General features: G+C 46.6%; 17 protein-coding genes. 6 read left to right on the top strand and 11 right to left on the bottom strand.

The annotated features are described in order from the left end of the window. Positions 1 to 888: 888 nt before the first annotated feature. Both NBH14_RS27820 and NBH14_RS27825 read right to left on the bottom strand, forming a co-directional pair. Positions 889 to 1,764, bottom strand: a complete 876-nt coding sequence (locus NBH14_RS27820; RefSeq protein ID WP_046144968.1) for an NAD kinase — start codon at positions 1,762 to 1,764, stop codon at positions 889 to 891. A 13-nt stretch (positions 1,765 to 1,777) separates the two neighbouring features. Further along, positions 1,778 to 2,437 carry a CBS domain-containing protein gene (locus tag NBH14_RS27825; RefSeq protein WP_186962016.1) on the bottom strand — a complete coding sequence of 220 codons (660 nt, stop codon included), beginning with the start codon at positions 2,435 to 2,437 and terminating at the stop codon, positions 1,778 to 1,780. Positions 2,438 to 2,522: 85 nt separating this feature from the next. Here NBH14_RS27825 and NBH14_RS27830 point away from each other — a divergent pair, with 85 nt between their 5' ends. The 6 genes from NBH14_RS27830 (at position 2,523) to NBH14_RS27855 (ending at position 6,810) form a co-directional block, all read left to right on the top strand. After that, entirely contained in the window at positions 2,523 to 3,242 is a 720-nt protein-coding gene (locus NBH14_RS27830; protein ID WP_186962017.1) for a pyridoxine 5'-phosphate synthase, read from the top strand. A gap of 33 nt (positions 3,243 to 3,275) precedes the next feature. Beyond that, positions 3,276 to 3,986 carry a MotA/TolQ/ExbB proton channel family protein gene (locus NBH14_RS27835; RefSeq protein WP_007658773.1) on the top strand — a complete coding sequence of 237 codons (711 nt, stop codon included), beginning with the start codon at positions 3,276 to 3,278 and terminating at the stop codon, positions 3,984 to 3,986. A gap of 8 nt (positions 3,987 to 3,994) precedes the next feature. Beyond that, positions 3,995 to 4,405 carry an ExbD/TolR family protein gene (locus NBH14_RS27840; RefSeq protein ID WP_007658774.1) on the top strand — a complete coding sequence of 137 codons (411 nt, stop codon included), beginning with the start codon at positions 3,995 to 3,997 and terminating at the stop codon, positions 4,403 to 4,405. A gap of 5 nt (positions 4,406 to 4,410) precedes the next feature. Next, the gene (locus tag NBH14_RS27845; protein ID WP_007658775.1) at positions 4,411 to 5,247 is read left to right on the top strand and encodes an energy transducer TonB family protein; all 837 of its coding nucleotides are present in this window, start codon (positions 4,411 to 4,413) and stop codon (positions 5,245 to 5,247) included. A gap of 10 nt (positions 5,248 to 5,257) precedes the next feature. Beyond that, positions 5,258 to 5,803: a DJ-1 family glyoxalase III gene (locus tag NBH14_RS27850; RefSeq protein ID WP_007658776.1), complete on the top strand. Its 546-nt coding sequence runs from the start codon at positions 5,258 to 5,260 to the stop codon at positions 5,801 to 5,803. Between the two features lie 92 nt (positions 5,804 to 5,895). Further along, positions 5,896 to 6,810 (top strand): DMT family transporter, encoded by a 915-nt coding sequence (locus tag NBH14_RS27855; protein WP_046146338.1) that lies wholly within the window; start codon positions 5,896 to 5,898, stop codon positions 6,808 to 6,810. A gap of 3 nt (positions 6,811 to 6,813) precedes the next feature. Here the strand turns inward: NBH14_RS27855 and NBH14_RS27860 are convergent, their stop codons facing one another. From NBH14_RS27860 to rhuM, 9 genes are all read right to left on the bottom strand, one after another. Then, on the bottom strand, positions 6,814 to 7,023 hold the full coding sequence (locus tag NBH14_RS27860; protein ID WP_186962018.1) for a hypothetical protein: 210 nt from the start codon (positions 7,021 to 7,023) through the stop codon (positions 6,814 to 6,816). Between the two features lie 126 nt (positions 7,024 to 7,149). After that, positions 7,150 to 7,431: an HU family DNA-binding protein gene (locus NBH14_RS27865; protein ID WP_186962019.1), complete on the bottom strand. Its 282-nt coding sequence runs from the start codon at positions 7,429 to 7,431 to the stop codon at positions 7,150 to 7,152. A gap of 323 nt (positions 7,432 to 7,754) precedes the next feature. Next, the gene (locus NBH14_RS27870) at positions 7,755 to 9,302 is read right to left on the bottom strand and encodes a hypothetical protein (protein WP_186962020.1); all 1,548 of its coding nucleotides are present in this window, start codon (positions 9,300 to 9,302) and stop codon (positions 7,755 to 7,757) included. Between the two features lie 29 nt (positions 9,303 to 9,331). Further along, positions 9,332 to 11,509: a fibrobacter succinogenes major paralogous domain-containing protein gene (locus tag NBH14_RS27875; RefSeq protein ID WP_250817969.1), complete on the bottom strand. Its 2,178-nt coding sequence runs from the start codon at positions 11,507 to 11,509 to the stop codon at positions 9,332 to 9,334. Between the two features lie 143 nt (positions 11,510 to 11,652). After that, positions 11,653 to 12,411 (bottom strand): DUF4469 domain-containing protein, encoded by a 759-nt coding sequence (locus tag NBH14_RS27880; protein WP_186962022.1) that lies wholly within the window; start codon positions 12,409 to 12,411, stop codon positions 11,653 to 11,655. Between the two features lie 269 nt (positions 12,412 to 12,680). Then, positions 12,681 to 13,532 carry a virulence RhuM family protein gene (locus NBH14_RS27885; protein ID WP_186962023.1) on the bottom strand — a complete coding sequence of 284 codons (852 nt, stop codon included), beginning with the start codon at positions 13,530 to 13,532 and terminating at the stop codon, positions 12,681 to 12,683. A gap of 169 nt (positions 13,533 to 13,701) precedes the next feature. Continuing rightward, a complete protein-coding gene (locus NBH14_RS27890) occupies positions 13,702 to 14,046 on the bottom strand; it encodes a HepT-like ribonuclease domain-containing protein (RefSeq protein ID WP_186962024.1) in 345 nt (114 codons plus the stop codon). After that, positions 14,030 to 14,326 carry a nucleotidyltransferase family protein gene (locus NBH14_RS27895; RefSeq protein WP_186962025.1) on the bottom strand — a complete coding sequence of 99 codons (297 nt, stop codon included), beginning with the start codon at positions 14,324 to 14,326 and terminating at the stop codon, positions 14,030 to 14,032. The genes NBH14_RS27890 and NBH14_RS27895 overlap by 17 nt, the downstream gene beginning before the upstream one ends. 68 nt (positions 14,327 to 14,394) lie before the next feature. Then, entirely contained in the window at positions 14,395 to 14,565 is a 171-nt protein-coding gene (gene rhuM, locus NBH14_RS28725; RefSeq protein ID WP_255502394.1) for a RhuM family protein, read from the bottom strand. Between the last annotated feature and the right edge of the window lie 250 nt (positions 14,566 to 14,815).

Below are 14,815 nucleotides of genomic sequence, written 5' to 3' on the forward strand. Positions count from 1 at the left end.
AACCAATAAAACAAGTCTTACGGTGAACATATTAGACAATACTTGCCCTATTTTCCGTTAGAGGAAGTCTATACTTTGCCATGCTAAAATGCGTTTTTGAGAACACTTTACTGAACACCCTACGCTAAGGGGCCTGTTATTATCACTCTTTGAACGATGGCTAAAGAAGTCGAATTAATCCTATTATCCACAAATCCTTTCTGCTGCTTGTGCCCTGTTTCACTATTGGAAATAACTCGACTCAACTGATTCCTTTGTTTTTTATCATATTCTCCCATAGCAAATAATATTTGTACTTTCTACTCTCTCAAAGGCTTTTCGAAATCCGCCTATAAATAACTATCTCTGCTGGTAAAGATAAAAAAGGAAATAGATATAAGGAAATATATTTTTTAGATTGCATGTTTAGCTTAGTGAATGACACAAACTGGCATGCAAATGAAAAATTCAGTATTAAAAAAGACATGTGGCCTTAATGAAGCCTAAAAACTGGGATAAAAAATAGCTGGTGACATTCTTACCATAAAAATCATACGTCAGATGATCCATATTGGTAAGAAAAGCGTTATCTTTGCAATATAACTTATAAACCGAAGAATATGAATTTAGACCAAGCTATACTAATAGCATCACCCACACACTCAATTGATTATAGTTCAATCATTTACATACACTCTTCTATGTACATAAACGCAAAAAAGGCCATTCTCACGAACAGCCAATCTTCATTGTTAACCTTAAATCTAATACCATGAAAAACACAGTGCAAATATAGAGACTTTATGTTATGTAGCATAATATTTCGTTTGGAAATCTCATTTGTTTAATATGATTTAACAAATACATGCTGTAAAACATCTTTTTAGAGCAGTTTTACACACCCTATCCCTATTTCATTCTTGCATCGGCTCCCCACATCAGCTTCTCACGGAGAGTCTGATAAAAGGTATGATTATATCTTTTTATTACTTTCGTCGTATAGTCTGCTTTCGTCACTGTCAGCTGGATACCCGCCGGAAAGACTTCCGAACGGCCGTCGAGAGAGATCAGAAAGGATTTATTCCGGCTTTCCACTCCCAACGTGATCGTATAGGTGTCCGGTATGATCAGCGGACGTACATTCAGGGAATGAGGTGCAACCGGACTTAATACGATATTCTTACTTTGCGGGATGATGATCGGTCCGTTTACGCTCATGGAATAAGCGGTAGAACCTGTCGGTGTTGCGATCAGCAAACCGTCTGCCTGATAAGAGGCCAGGTATTCATCATTCAAAGAAGTGTGAATCGTGATCATGGAAGAAGTATCGCGTTTCAGGATAGCGATCTCATTCAAGGCATAGTTATACCCATGAAAGGCCCGTTCTTCCGTATGAAGCCGCAACAGGGTACGCTCTTCTATCTTATAATAGTTCTTGAACAGCTCCTCCAACGTGTCTTCTATATCATTTCCTCCGACATCGGCCAGAAAGCCAAGACGCCCGGTATTAATTCCGAGAATAGGAATATCCTGCCGGTTCACACGGGCAGCCGTACGCAGGAACGTTCCGTCTCCACCCACACTCAGGGCGACATCGAGATCAAAATTATCATCGGTCAGCAGTCCTGCCACCGGAGGTTCATAATTGAGTATATCAGTAAGAAAATTATAGAAACGTACATCTACGTAGATCTCCGCTTCCTGGGATATCAGTTTTTCAAACAAACGTTTTATCTGGCTCTGTTTTTCTACCTGATATTTACTACCAAATATGCCAACTCTCATAACTTTCAATCAATTAGATATTCATATAATGCAACAATTCACTCATCCGCTGCTGCAACAGATCGTCCACCATTCCTTTTTCCATGAAATAATAAAGGACAGTATAGTTAAAGCGCTCGAAACTACGGATCACCGGTGAGGCATCCTCCAGGTCTATCTTTATAATAAGATGTAAACGCCCGGTATCCTTATCCGTGTATGAAAGCAGGTTCAGGACATGCGCATTGTTCGACTCGACCAACCGGGCTATATCCGTCAGCGAATAATCCTGCGGCATCACCTCCAGGACGAACACGCTGCCCGAAGTCTCGGCATTACACAATTCCGAAAGGATATCGATCAGCTTATCCCGCGTGATCGCCCCCTGGTATTCCCCTTCCGGAGTAACAACCGGAAGCAGGCTCAACTGATAGCGGGCTATCAATGCCAGCGCCTCGTGAATATGTGTATTTTCCATTACACTGGGAGCAAACAGAACCGGTTCGCCAATCGTTGCCGCAGGATCAGGCATAGCCAGAAGATCCTTTTCCGAGATCAGGCAACGATATATCCCTTCGCTCAATAACGGTAGATGTTTTAACTTAAAATCATCCATTAGCGCTAAAGCATATTCCCCTGTGTCAAAACTTTTTAACACGGGAAGTTCCTTCGTTATGAAATCTTTCACCAACATTATTCTGTTAATTCCCTTAATTCTGCTAAATTTGCCGATACTTTTGTGCAAATGTAATGAAAGAAAAAAGATATAACGATATACGATGACAAATTTAAGTGTAAACATTAACAAGGTAGCAACCATTCGTAACGCACGCGGTGGTAATATGCCTGACATTTTAAAAGTCGCCCAGGATTGCGAAAATTTCGGCGCACAAGGAATTACAGTTCATCCCCGTCCGGATGAAAGACATATCAAATACAGTGATGTGTATGGATTGAAACCTTTGATCAGGACAGAATTTAACATTGAAGGATATCCCTGTAACAATTTTATAGACCTGGTTCTGAAGGTTAAGCCGACACAGGTTACACTCGTGCCGGATGCTCCCGATGCCATCACTTCGAATGCCGGATGGGATGTGAAAACACATTTCGACCAGTTGAGTGAATTGGTGGATACTTTCACTGCACAGGGGATCCGTACCTCTATTTTTGTAGGAACAGACCTTGCCAATATCGAACTGGCTGCAAAAACAGGAACAGACCGTATCGAACTTTACACAGAACCCTATGCAACCAATTATCCGGTTAACAAGGAAGAGGCTGTCGCACCGTTCGTTGCCGCCGCCCAACTGGCTAAGAATCTGGGCATGGGTGTCAATGCGGGTCACGACCTGAGTCTGGAAAACCTGGCCTGGTTCAGTCAGAATATCCCCTGGCTGGAAGAAGTATCCATCGGCCATGCCCTGATCTGCGATGCTTTATATCACGGATTACAGGAAACAATCTCCCTATACAAAGCGTGTTTACAACAGAAATAACGAATTAATATTAACGAATAAGTATACAAACCTATGAGTATTTTACTTTCCCTACAGGCAGTAGGGGCACAGACAGCAGAGCAGATGCCGGATCTGACGGCAGTAACAGTCCCCACTGAAGCAGAGATCAATGTGATAGACCTTGCATTCAAAGGAGGGTGGATCATGGTTGTACTATTGCTGTTATCACTAATGGCAGGTTATATCTTTATCCAGCGTTTACTGGTCATCCGTCGCGCTGGTAAAGAAGACCAGAATTTCATGAACCGTATCAAAGACTATATCCACGAAGGAAAAGTAGACTCGGCCCTCAACCTGTGCCGCAGCACCAACACTCCTTCCGCCCGTATGATCGAAAAGGGTATCACCCGTCTGGGCCGTCCGATGAACGACGTGCTTGTGGCTATCGAGAACGTAGGTAATCTGGAAATTGCAAAACTTGAAAAAGGATTCCCGCTGATCGCTACGACAGCCGCCGGAGCCCCGATGCTCGGTTTCCTCGGAACAGTAACCGGTATGGTACGTGCCTTCTTCGACATGGCTAATGCCGGAACAAACGTAGACGTATCCCTGCTTTCAGGCGGTATCTACGAAGCTCTTGTAACAACCGTAGGCGGTCTGGTTGTCGGTATCATCACTTTGTTTGCCTACAACTACCTCGTATCGCAGGTGGATAACGTGGTGAACAAAATGGAAGCCCGCACCATGGAATTTATGGACTTATTGAACGAACCGGCTAATTAACAAAGCGAATGGCACTAAAACGAAGAACAAAAGTAAACGAAGCCTTCAGCATGGCCTCTATGACCGACGTCATATTCCTGCTGTTGATCTTCTTTATGGTCACCTCTACGGTAGTCATTCCGAATGCCATCAAGGTAACATTGCCGCAAGCCAAGAAGCAGACGGCAGCCAAACCGCTTACGCGGGTTACCATCGATGCCAACCTGAACTACTACGTAGCCTTCGGTAACCAGCGGGAAACGCAGGTCACGTTCGACGAGATCACCCCGTTCCTGCAAGACAGTTATGCAAAAGAGCCCGAAATGTTCGTCGCCCTTTATGCTGACGAAACAGTTCCTTATAAAGAAATCGTAAAGATCCTGAACATAGCGAACGAAAACAAATTCAAGATGGTGCTTGCCACCCGTGCGCAGAAATAACAGATATGAAATTCAACAAAGATGACATATACAGTATAGCCGGTTCAGTCGCTTTCCACCTGGCGATCTTTCTGATCCTGTTGTTCACGGTACTACGGACGGAGATTCCGGAAGAAGACGGGGGTGTCCTTGTCAATTTCGGAAACGTCAATTCCGCAGCCGGTACCTTCGAACCCAAATATACGGGACAGGAACTGCCACAGGAAACGACCACGCCTCCCCCTCCACCTACTCCGCCGGTAGAGACACCGAAGGAGGAAGTCATTACGCAGGACATCGAAGAAAGTGTTGCCATGGCTGATGCCAAAAAGAAGGAAGAGCAAAAAAAGAAAGAAGAAGAGCGTAAACGGAAAGAGGAAGAGGACCGTCGCAAACGCGAAGAGGCTGAAAAGAAACGTCTGGAAGAAGAACGTCGCAAGAAGGAACAGGCCATCAGCAACCGCGTTGCCGGAGCATTCGGTATCGGTGGTGCAGAAGGCAACAGCCAGGGCGATGCAGAAACCGGAACAGGTAACCAGGGAAGTCCGTTCGGTAACTCCGACCACGGAGCCAACGAAGGCGTAGGCGGTTACGGTTCGTTCAACCTGAACGGCCGTTCCATCGGAGCCGGAGGCCTGCCTCGTCCTGCTTACACCATCCAGGAAGAAGGCAAGATCGTGATCAACATCACGGTAGACCCGAAAGGAAATGTGATATTTGCAGAAATAGGAAGAGGTACCAACATCGACAACGCCTCCATGCGTAAAAGCGCACTGGATGCAGCCAAACGTGCGAAGTTCAACAGCATCAGCGGTGCGAACAACCAGAGTGGTACGATCACCTATGTGTATAAACTAAAATAAAGGAAGTAATATGAAGAAAGCAATTGTATTTTTAGCCAACGGCTTCGAAGAAATGGAAGCCCTGGGTACAGTCGATATCCTGCGCCGCGGAGGTATTGAAGTGACAACTGTTTCCATCACAGCCAACCCTGTCGTAACGGGAGCACATAATGTTCCGGTTACTGCCGATACTACTCTGGAGAAGGTAAACCTGGCAGATGCGGATGCTTTGGTCCTCCCCGGAGGCATGCCCGGTGCAGCCAACCTAAACGATTCAGAAGCGGTAAAGGAAGCCTTGCTGCAACAATACCGCGACAGTAAAATCGTTGCCGCTATCTGTGCTGCTCCGATGGTCTTAGGCGGACTAGGCTTGCTGAAAGGCCGCAATGCTACTTGTTATCCCGGCTTCGAACCGAAACTGATCGGTGCTAACGTTACCGGCGAAGCAGTAGAAGTATCCGACAACGTAATAACCGGAAAAGGCCCGGGACTGGTCATAAACTTCGGCCTTGCCCTGGTAGCCGCCATCAAAAATGAAGCGGTGGCAGAAGAAGTGGCAGCTGGATTGCTTGTTTAATCATCTGAAATAATATTTAAGAGCCGTGATATAACCTGATAATATCACGGCTTTTTTGTATGTTTGCAGCCGTTTTAGCAAAAGGTAAAAAGATGAACAGTAACATAAAAGGATTTGTATACGGCATTGCCACTTCCGCGACTTTCGGTTTGATCCCGTTATTCACCCTGCCGCTGATGGCAAAGGGGATGCAGTTTGATTCGATCCTTTTCTATCGTTTTCTGTTTGCCTCGATAGCACTGGTGGGTATTATGGCTAGTAAAAAGGAATCCCTGCGCATCGACAAAAAAGATATACCGGTGTTGGTCCTGCTGGGGTTCTTTTACACGGCTTCGGCTATGTTTCTTTTCTGGGGATATAATTTCATGTCGGCAGGGATAGCCACGACATTACATTTCACTTATCCGATATTCGTTACACTTATCATGTTATTGTTCTTCCGCGAAAAAACATCGTGGGTAACATTGTTGGCTATTGGGCTGGCAATCTGCGGGGTTGCTCGTCTGTCGATCAATGAAGGAGAGATGAAGCTAAGTGTACTGGGCGTATTTATCGTACTCCTGTCTGCTGTCGGATATGCGCTTTATATTACTACCGTCAACAAATCGAGAGTGCATACGATGACAGGCAGAAAACTGACATTCTATGTATTCATTGTCAGCACCATCCTGTTTTCCATTAAGGCAAGCACCAACGAAGGGATACAGCCGATCCCCGACACGATGTCGCTAGTAAACCTGATACTTCTGGCTATTGTCCCGACAGTCATTTCAAATATCACCCTGGTACTGGCCGTCCATAATATCGGTGGTACGCTGACTGCCGTATTGGGAGCTATGGAGCCCGTTACCGCCGTCTTCGTTGGTGTACTCGTCTTCGGCGAACCGTTCACATTCAATCTGGCTATCGGCATCCTGCTTATTATCATCGCCGTCACCATGATCATCCTCTCCAAAAGTATACAAAAAGCCCTACGGGGACTCCGCAGGGCTTTGTTTCATTTATAAGAATTATTCGATGGGATTCTCTTCGTCCCTTTCTTCCATAAGTTCTTTCAATAGTTCTTCGGCTGGTCTTGATTGACTTCTTCTGGCTTTTACCTCTTTCATTTCCAGGAATGCCTCTTTTAAGCCAGTCAGAATGTACTCTTTACTATCTGGTTCCGATACTTTATTTTTCGGTCCTTCTTTCGGAAGATCATATGGTTTGGTTTCTTTCATGATGATATTGTTTTTGTATGCTGCCAAAGATAATGAAAAGAATTCATAGCGACGATATGTATCTTTTTCTTCATAAAATAAAAACACATTCGCCGCTATAACTATTTACTAAAACCTGTTCATAGTTTATTTATCCTTATTCATTCTCTTCAGCAGGTTTTTGCCAGCTTTGAATTTGACGCTTGTACGGGGAGCGATCGGACAACTCTCTCCGGTACGGGGATTACGGCCCGCACGAAAACTCTGTTTCCAGGGACGGAAAGTGCCGAAGCCTTGCAGGACAATATCGTTCCCGTCACTCAGCCCCTCCTCCATCACCTCCATCAGTATCTCCACCATCTGCCGCGCAGCGACCTCCGTACACCCGGCCCGGGATGCCATTGTTTTTATTAAGTCTGTTTTATTCATAATTATTATGTTGTTTCTGTTATTATCAAAATTGAACTACTTGTACCTCTTTAATGGGGCTCTGCCCCATGCCGCAGGCTCTCATTTGCCGTCAGTTTCAACTGACGGATAGATAAACATTCCGGTTTTACCGGATTCCTCTGTGGGTTTCAACCCCTTTATCTAGTATCATATTATAAAAGGGGATAAATCCCACAGAGGAATAGGCTTTGCCTCCTGCATTTAAAACCGTCAGTTGAAACTGACGGCAAATGAGAGCCTGCGGCACGAGGCTTGCCTCGTTAAAAGACACCGTAGATAGTTCAATTTTTTCTACATTTCCACTACGGAGCCGGAGCCGCATCTTTCGTCTGGCTGATATGCAACGTGTCGCGGGCGGTGACGTTCGCTTTGTTGCGGATCAGGAGCAAGGCGCGGCGGGTACCTTCGACGGTCTGTTCTCCGACAGTGACTGTGTAGGTGCGCTTGTAGCCGGTCGAGGCTTTTGTGATTACTACAGGGTCGGATGATGAGACGGACAGCCAATCCAGATAATGTTCGTCGGCTGCTGCATCTTCCGCATCATCCGGTTCGGGAGCCAGGGCATAATCCGTGTCGAACGGGTTCACCGCGTCGAAGGTGAAGGTGGCGCCTGCCGGATCGACTGCGATACCTTTATCCGCATCCGGTTCGAAGCCGGTAGCGAAGTTCCCCAGTTCCGGCACCACCTTCTGCGTCGGCTTCACGTTCACCGTGTCGACGGCATTCCAGTCCGTCACCTGGATATTGAAGGAGATATCCGACAGGTCAGGAGCCGGGTTGATACGGATCAGGTAGCGGTGGTTGCGTTCGATGATGACCGGCTGTTTGTCCTTATTGATAAAAGGAATCACACGGCTGAACGGCGAATTGCGGAACTTGCCTTTGATCTCGACTGAAGTGGCAGAGGCGGCATCCGTATCATCATTCTCATAGACATAAAGTTCATGCCAGAGCCGTTGCTCCACCACACCGGCATCCAGCGTGGCATCCGTCTGAATCGTATTGCCGTTCACGTCCGTTGTTCCGGCGGCTGTAGTACCGTCTTTACCATCCTGGCTGTATACCACGATCTTCGTAAGGTCATTCACTTCCGCCAGGCTGCGTGTCATCAGCGGAGCGACAGTAGCAGCCGGGATCAGATAGCTGCCCGGCCGGGCATTCACGATACGTGCCGAGGTCAGCACAAAACCGTTTTCCTGATTGTCCTTGTCATACGCCCGGTTCGTGATGTCGATACGGGCGGGCAGGCGTTGCATGTTAAAAGCCATCCCCGTCTCCGTCGATTTTTTGATCATCTTCGTCTCTTCGGCATACATCACAAGGCCATACCGGTTATCCGTTTTCGGATCAGCAGAAGGGACTACCGGCATGACAGCTGCATGCAATACCGCCTCCTGCAACTTTTCGTAGGTATTCAGATTGTTCGTCTCATCGAAATCGTCCGGCAGGTTGGCAAAGGCAACCACGCGGCATTCAAAACCGCCGCCCTCACGCAGGATAAAGGAGCAGTCGTAACTTCCTTTGGCGTTTTCGCTGATCATCACGCTGTCTTTTTCAAGCGGCAACGTTGTCATATCGAACACATAACGCTGGAAAGGAACCATTTCGCGATCCGCCTCTTTCTCCGGATAGACATAGAATGACAATTTGGTGATTGTCTTTTCTTCGTCAGTAGCACCAAAGGGATCACCCAGGGCACGGGTAGTCGTCCCGTTACGGAAAGAGACTTTCAACAGAGCCGCATCGTCTGTCGGGACAGGCGGTTCACCTCCGTTGACCGCATCCTCGGCACAGCTGCCGAGGAAGAAGCCGGCTAATAAAAAGACCGGCAAGTATAGATAGTGTTTCATAAGTTTCATCAATTTATAAATAATATTTTCTACTCTTTCACACAGCGGACGGGATAACCCGGAGCTATATCGCGTGATTCTAAAACGGGAGTCAAATTCAGCCGATAAGCTTTTCCAGCATCGAAGGTAGCAGACCAATACGAAACAATCTTTCCACGATCTTCCGACTTTCCGGTATTATAATTCCTATCCCCTGCTGCAGGCAAAACAAATTCAGAGGTCGTTGTAGAAACCCATATACCGGTCGCTTCTTCAACTTTGGGCGTTTGATCAAAAACGATTTGCAGTTCCTCTTTAACAGGGACCCGCCAACCTTTCGGACAAGGGTCGTTTTCTTTCGGCCAGTTCTTATTCAATGATGCATAATCACTAAACCAGGAATTACTGTTCATGATAAATTTAGTGACATATTCATAATCGCTCTTCGTTGCATTCGCATAAGTAGCCAGTGTCACTCCCAAAGGAGCCAAATCATCCGACTCACCCCCATACATGAACGGTTCCTTTCTTCCCCATTGGAAGTAATAACCGCATTGCCTTTCGTTGGCTGCCTTATCTTCATCAGTAGTCGCATCGGCATCCTTTTTTACCAGGGTAGCAATCTCTGTAGCACCAACATTCACCGGAGCCCAAACCACATTTTTTCCGCTTACCTGCCCCATAATGATAGCAGCAAACCTTGTCTCCCCATAAGCAATATTCTCCCCTTGGTAAATCGTCACCGTATCCACCTTCGACCCGTTACCGCCATTGGCGATATAGAGATAACCACGGTTTACCAGCGACGCATCCAGGCCCGCATTGGCCTTGATTGTTATTTCATATGCACGTTCCAGCGTATTTCCTGCTTTCGTAACTACATCTGCTTCCGAGCGGGAAGTTACTTCCAGCCAGCCACCTGTGGCGTCTTCGTCAGATGCATAATCCACCGTCACCCGCGTATCGAACGGACAGGAGGCTGTGAAACTGATCGCCCCTCCCGTAGCCGGGACAACGATCGTGTCGGGCATGCCGGTCGAGGCATCGAATGTGCCGAATGTATTTGTTGCCGCAGCACATGCGTAGTTGCTTATCACCGGTACCTGATCCTGATTCGGTTGTACATTCACCGTATCCACCGCATTCCACTCGTCTACCGTCAGTTTATAGGAGATGTCCGTCTGGCCGGGGGCCGGGTTGATCTGTACCAGGTAACGGTGGTTGCGGACGATGGGGACGGGATTTTTTGTGATGCCGTCGGCATCCGTTACCTCGAAGGGGATCTTGCGGGTGATGGTAGCGCCGTTCATCGTGCCTGTTACTTCCAGGCAGGTCGGGGCATGGGAGACATCGTCGTTCTCGTAGGTGTAGAGGGCATGCCAGGCCGCCTGGCAGACGGCATCGGCAGCATCTGCGGTCGTCTCGTTATCGGTCGTTACTTCGCCCTTATACAGTTTGATCAATGTATTGTCGAGCCTCCAATCGCTTACCGTCACCACTTCGGGCGAGGCATAGAGGTCGTGCGGCGTGACGTAGCTGGCGGGCTTTGCCTGCAAGATACGGGCGCCGGTCAGGACGAAAGCGTTCCGGCCTGTGCCGTACGCCTTGTTGGTGATGTCGATACGCGCCACCAGGCGTTCCATTGCAAAACTGATCTCCGCCTCCTTCTCCTTATGCAAGGCCACGGTAGCGGAAGCATACATGACAAAGGCATTCTTTTTGCCCGCGACATATTCCCCTGTGCAGAGCGGCATCGTGGCGGTTGCCACCGTCACACTGTCGAGCAGGCCCTGCCAGGTAACGATCTGGCTGTAGTCGTAATCTTCCGGCAGGTTGGCTACGGCAACCACGTCGGCTTCGTAACCTCCGCCGGCGGTCAGGTCGACATTCGCGGTATAGGTGCCGTCTCTGTTATCGACCAGGTGTACCTTGTTGGGGTCTGTGGGGTAGACGGAAGCCACCGGGGCAGGCGGATAGATTTGCAGGCCTTCGGCTTCGGTATGGACAAAGAAGGCAAGGCGGTCCACCCGCTTCTCGTCATCTGTGGCATCGGACAGCGGAGCGCCCAATGCACGGGTCTTCACCCCGTTGCGGATCGTTGCCGAGAGGCGCATCACGCCGTCCGGCAGCGGGTCGGTCTTCCGGCTGATCTCCTCCTCGTTGCAAGAGAGGAAAAGGGACAAAGCCAGGAACATCGATACCCAATATATTAAATGTATCTGTTTCATATTTTTATGGTTTACTTGTAATACAGGTTTGTTGAAAGGCTGTCAACAACGTTAGTGCAGGCTCGTCAATAACGTTAGTGAAACCGTGTCAATAACGTTAGTGAGCCGCCGTCAACAACACGGTTGACATGCCTTCAATAAAATCACTCAATCTCGGGACGATCGCCGCCACCACCGGCATTCGCCGTGCTCAGCATAATCGGATACTTGTAGGTACGCGGGTCTTTTACATTCTTTGTACGGCTATACTGGGTAGTGATACTGATGTAGTAATCACCCTGAGCCAGGTCAGCGGGTACCATGACGGTCAGCTGCGAAGGATTGTTATGCACGATAACCGCCGCCTTCACCGGCGTGCTCCCTTCGGCGGCCGGGATAAAATAGAAGCCGTTGGCGGCATTCGTACCACCGATCTTGATATTGTTTCCGCTGACCACGATCGGCATGCCCGGCGTAAACGTACCGTCGTCCTTGCCCGTCGACGAGTCGAGGATTCCGCCGATCACCGGACCGACGACAGCTGCACCGTTCGTCACCACTACTGTTTCCAGGAGACGTTTTCTCAGCGTCTTCCCTGTCGTGTAGGCCACGAAAAGCGAATGTTTCGCCGGGTCGAACGGGTCAGTCGAATTGGCAAATACCCCTTTGATCTGCGGCAGGTATTGCCCTACCCCATCCACCACACTCATACCGCCGGCAATGGCAAGCGACTTCTCTTCATCGGCCATTGTCAGGATGTTCTCGATTGTCTCCGCACGGTATTCCGTACGTTTCTCCACGATACGACGCGCGATATCGGCGTTATACAATGTTCCGTTGATACGCGGGCGTGCTACGCAATCACCCTCTTTTTCGGTTAACGCATTGTCATAAAGATCTGCGTATAATTTAATGTCTGACATACTGTTATGTTTTAAAAATGTTTATTAATCAAATGTCATGACATGTTGGGGGAGGAAATAATTATGTGCCAATTGGGTAAGATACCAATGATAACAGGAATAGGTTCAAATATTGTCAGATGTGAACTGGTTAAGTGTCGTTGCTTGTCCTGAAAGGACTAACTGTGAATAGCCCCCGGCTTCACCGGGGGCTATTCACAACTGAACCCTTCGGGTCCACAATGTCGCTAAATAGTTCAATTATTTCTAGCTTCGAGCCTCACTTCTTTTTATAGATGACTCAACAACTCCCGTATATCCAGTTGTATTTTGGAGAAGGCGAACCATTTTTTGCCTAAGTCCTTTAAGGAGGCACCGATATGGTACAGTTCTTTTTCGTCTATGATCAGGAAACGGTCATGCGACTGATTAAACTGGCGGATATCGATCGGTTCGTATTGCGAATTATGACGCTGCAAATCCAACGAAAGTTGCTTGGATATCTGCGCGGTATAAATCGTGACCTTTATTCCGGGAATACGCTTGGTGAAAAGTGTCAGCACGGTGTCATCTATGTAATTATCGATCAGGATAAGAGACGTTGTAGCCGTACGGATCAGGTCGGCTACGAACTTGTAAGCATCGAACAATTGACCATCGTAGAAAACACCTTCTACCGGAGGCAAAGAGGTTTTGATGAAAAAGTCGATTTTTTTGTCGTGCTCGGCAAGCATCTGGCCCTGTTCAATCAAGGTATGTTCCATGCGGTCCATACGCTGGTTGATAGAATAGCCTTTCAATAAATAATTCCGCAGTACTTGGGTTGCCCATTGACGAAATAAAGTCGCATTTCGAGAATTGACTCTATAGCCGACAGAAATAATAGCATCCAGATTATAAATTTTGGTAACATAATTTTTCCCATCAGAAGCAGTTAGTTCCAAAATGGAACTAACTAAACTTTCGTTCAATTCTCCAGACTTAAATATGTTTTGTAGATGCTTAGTTATTGCTTGTCGACGTGTTCCAAACAACTCAGCAATCTGTGCCTGAGTAAGCCATACAGTTTCATCCTGTATTCTGACCTCCAACCGTAGTGTGGATTGAGGTTGATAAACAATGATTTCATCCTTATTCTCCATAATTAATGAATTTTGGTTCATACTATGGAAGCAAAGGTATTCAATTCAATGGATATACAAATCTTTTGTCCTGATTATTTTCCCCCAACATGTCAAAGAACGCTATCCCTTACGGGATCGGAACGATATATGACATGTTGGGGGTTTAGAAAGGAAATGTTTTTGTAAATTATAGCTCCTTCAATATATTTTCTACCTGTTCTTTTAAAGGTAAAAGTTCTTGCTTGATGGTGGCCCATACGATTTCATCTCTGATTTGGTAGTAACCATGTACTAGAACATGACGCATTCCTATTATTACTGTCCATTCTATTTCAGGATGGGCAGACCGGAATTCCTTTGTTAACAGGTATGCTGCTTCACCGATAATCTCCAGATTTTTGATTACAGCAAAACGAAGAATTTTGTTTCCTTTATAAGAATCAAAATCCACATTTTGCGTAAACTCCACTATATTGTCTATAGCTTCTATAATATGGAGCAAACGACTTCCATCTTTAGGCTTTTCTCTCATAGATCAATAGCTTATCATGGTTGGCACTCTCTTGCGCAAAATTTTTCAACTGACCTTCTTCTACGAGGTCCACTTTCTTTTTTAGCAGTTTTTGTAGTGCTTCTACCATTCCTGCATATTTGAAAAGTGTGATGTTTGCTCCCGGTTGAAATTGCACCAGAATATCAATATCGCTTCCCGGAGATTCTTCTCCTCTGGAATACGAGCCGAATACCCATGCTTTCTGAACAGGATGCATGGAGAAAAAAGCTGATAGTTTGTTTATTAGCGATATTTTCATAAGATTCATCATTTTCGCAAATGTAGATATTTTGAATGAGATAATCAAAATATTGTAATGTACCTTTTCTAAAATCCCCAACATGTCAAAGAACGATGTGACATGTCGGGGGAAGACTTTGATTTCACACGATAACCAACAGAAATAATAACATCGAGATTGAAAAATATCTGCATTCTTTTTACTGTCCGACTTCCTTCCTGACGAACTTGTAAGAAATCCTTACAAGTTGAATCCATTTCCAATTCCTGTTCACTGTAGACATTTTTGATATGTAAAGTGATGTTCTGAGGCGTCGTCTCAAACAACTCAGCAATCTACGCCTGTGTTAACCATACCGACAGATATGAATGTTGCGTCGTTGGTAAGGGCGGTTCGCGAACCACACGTGTCCACTAAAAAAAATTAAGATTTAACTGGGTGTCAATTTGGCACCCAGTATCTTTTGTCCCCATGAACAACTCACTAAACGGCTTTTTGTCGAGCAAT

This window comes from Parabacteroides caecihominis (assembly GCF_023656785.1).
GTDB lineage: Bacteria > Bacteroidota > Bacteroidia > Bacteroidales > Tannerellaceae > Parabacteroides > Parabacteroides segnis.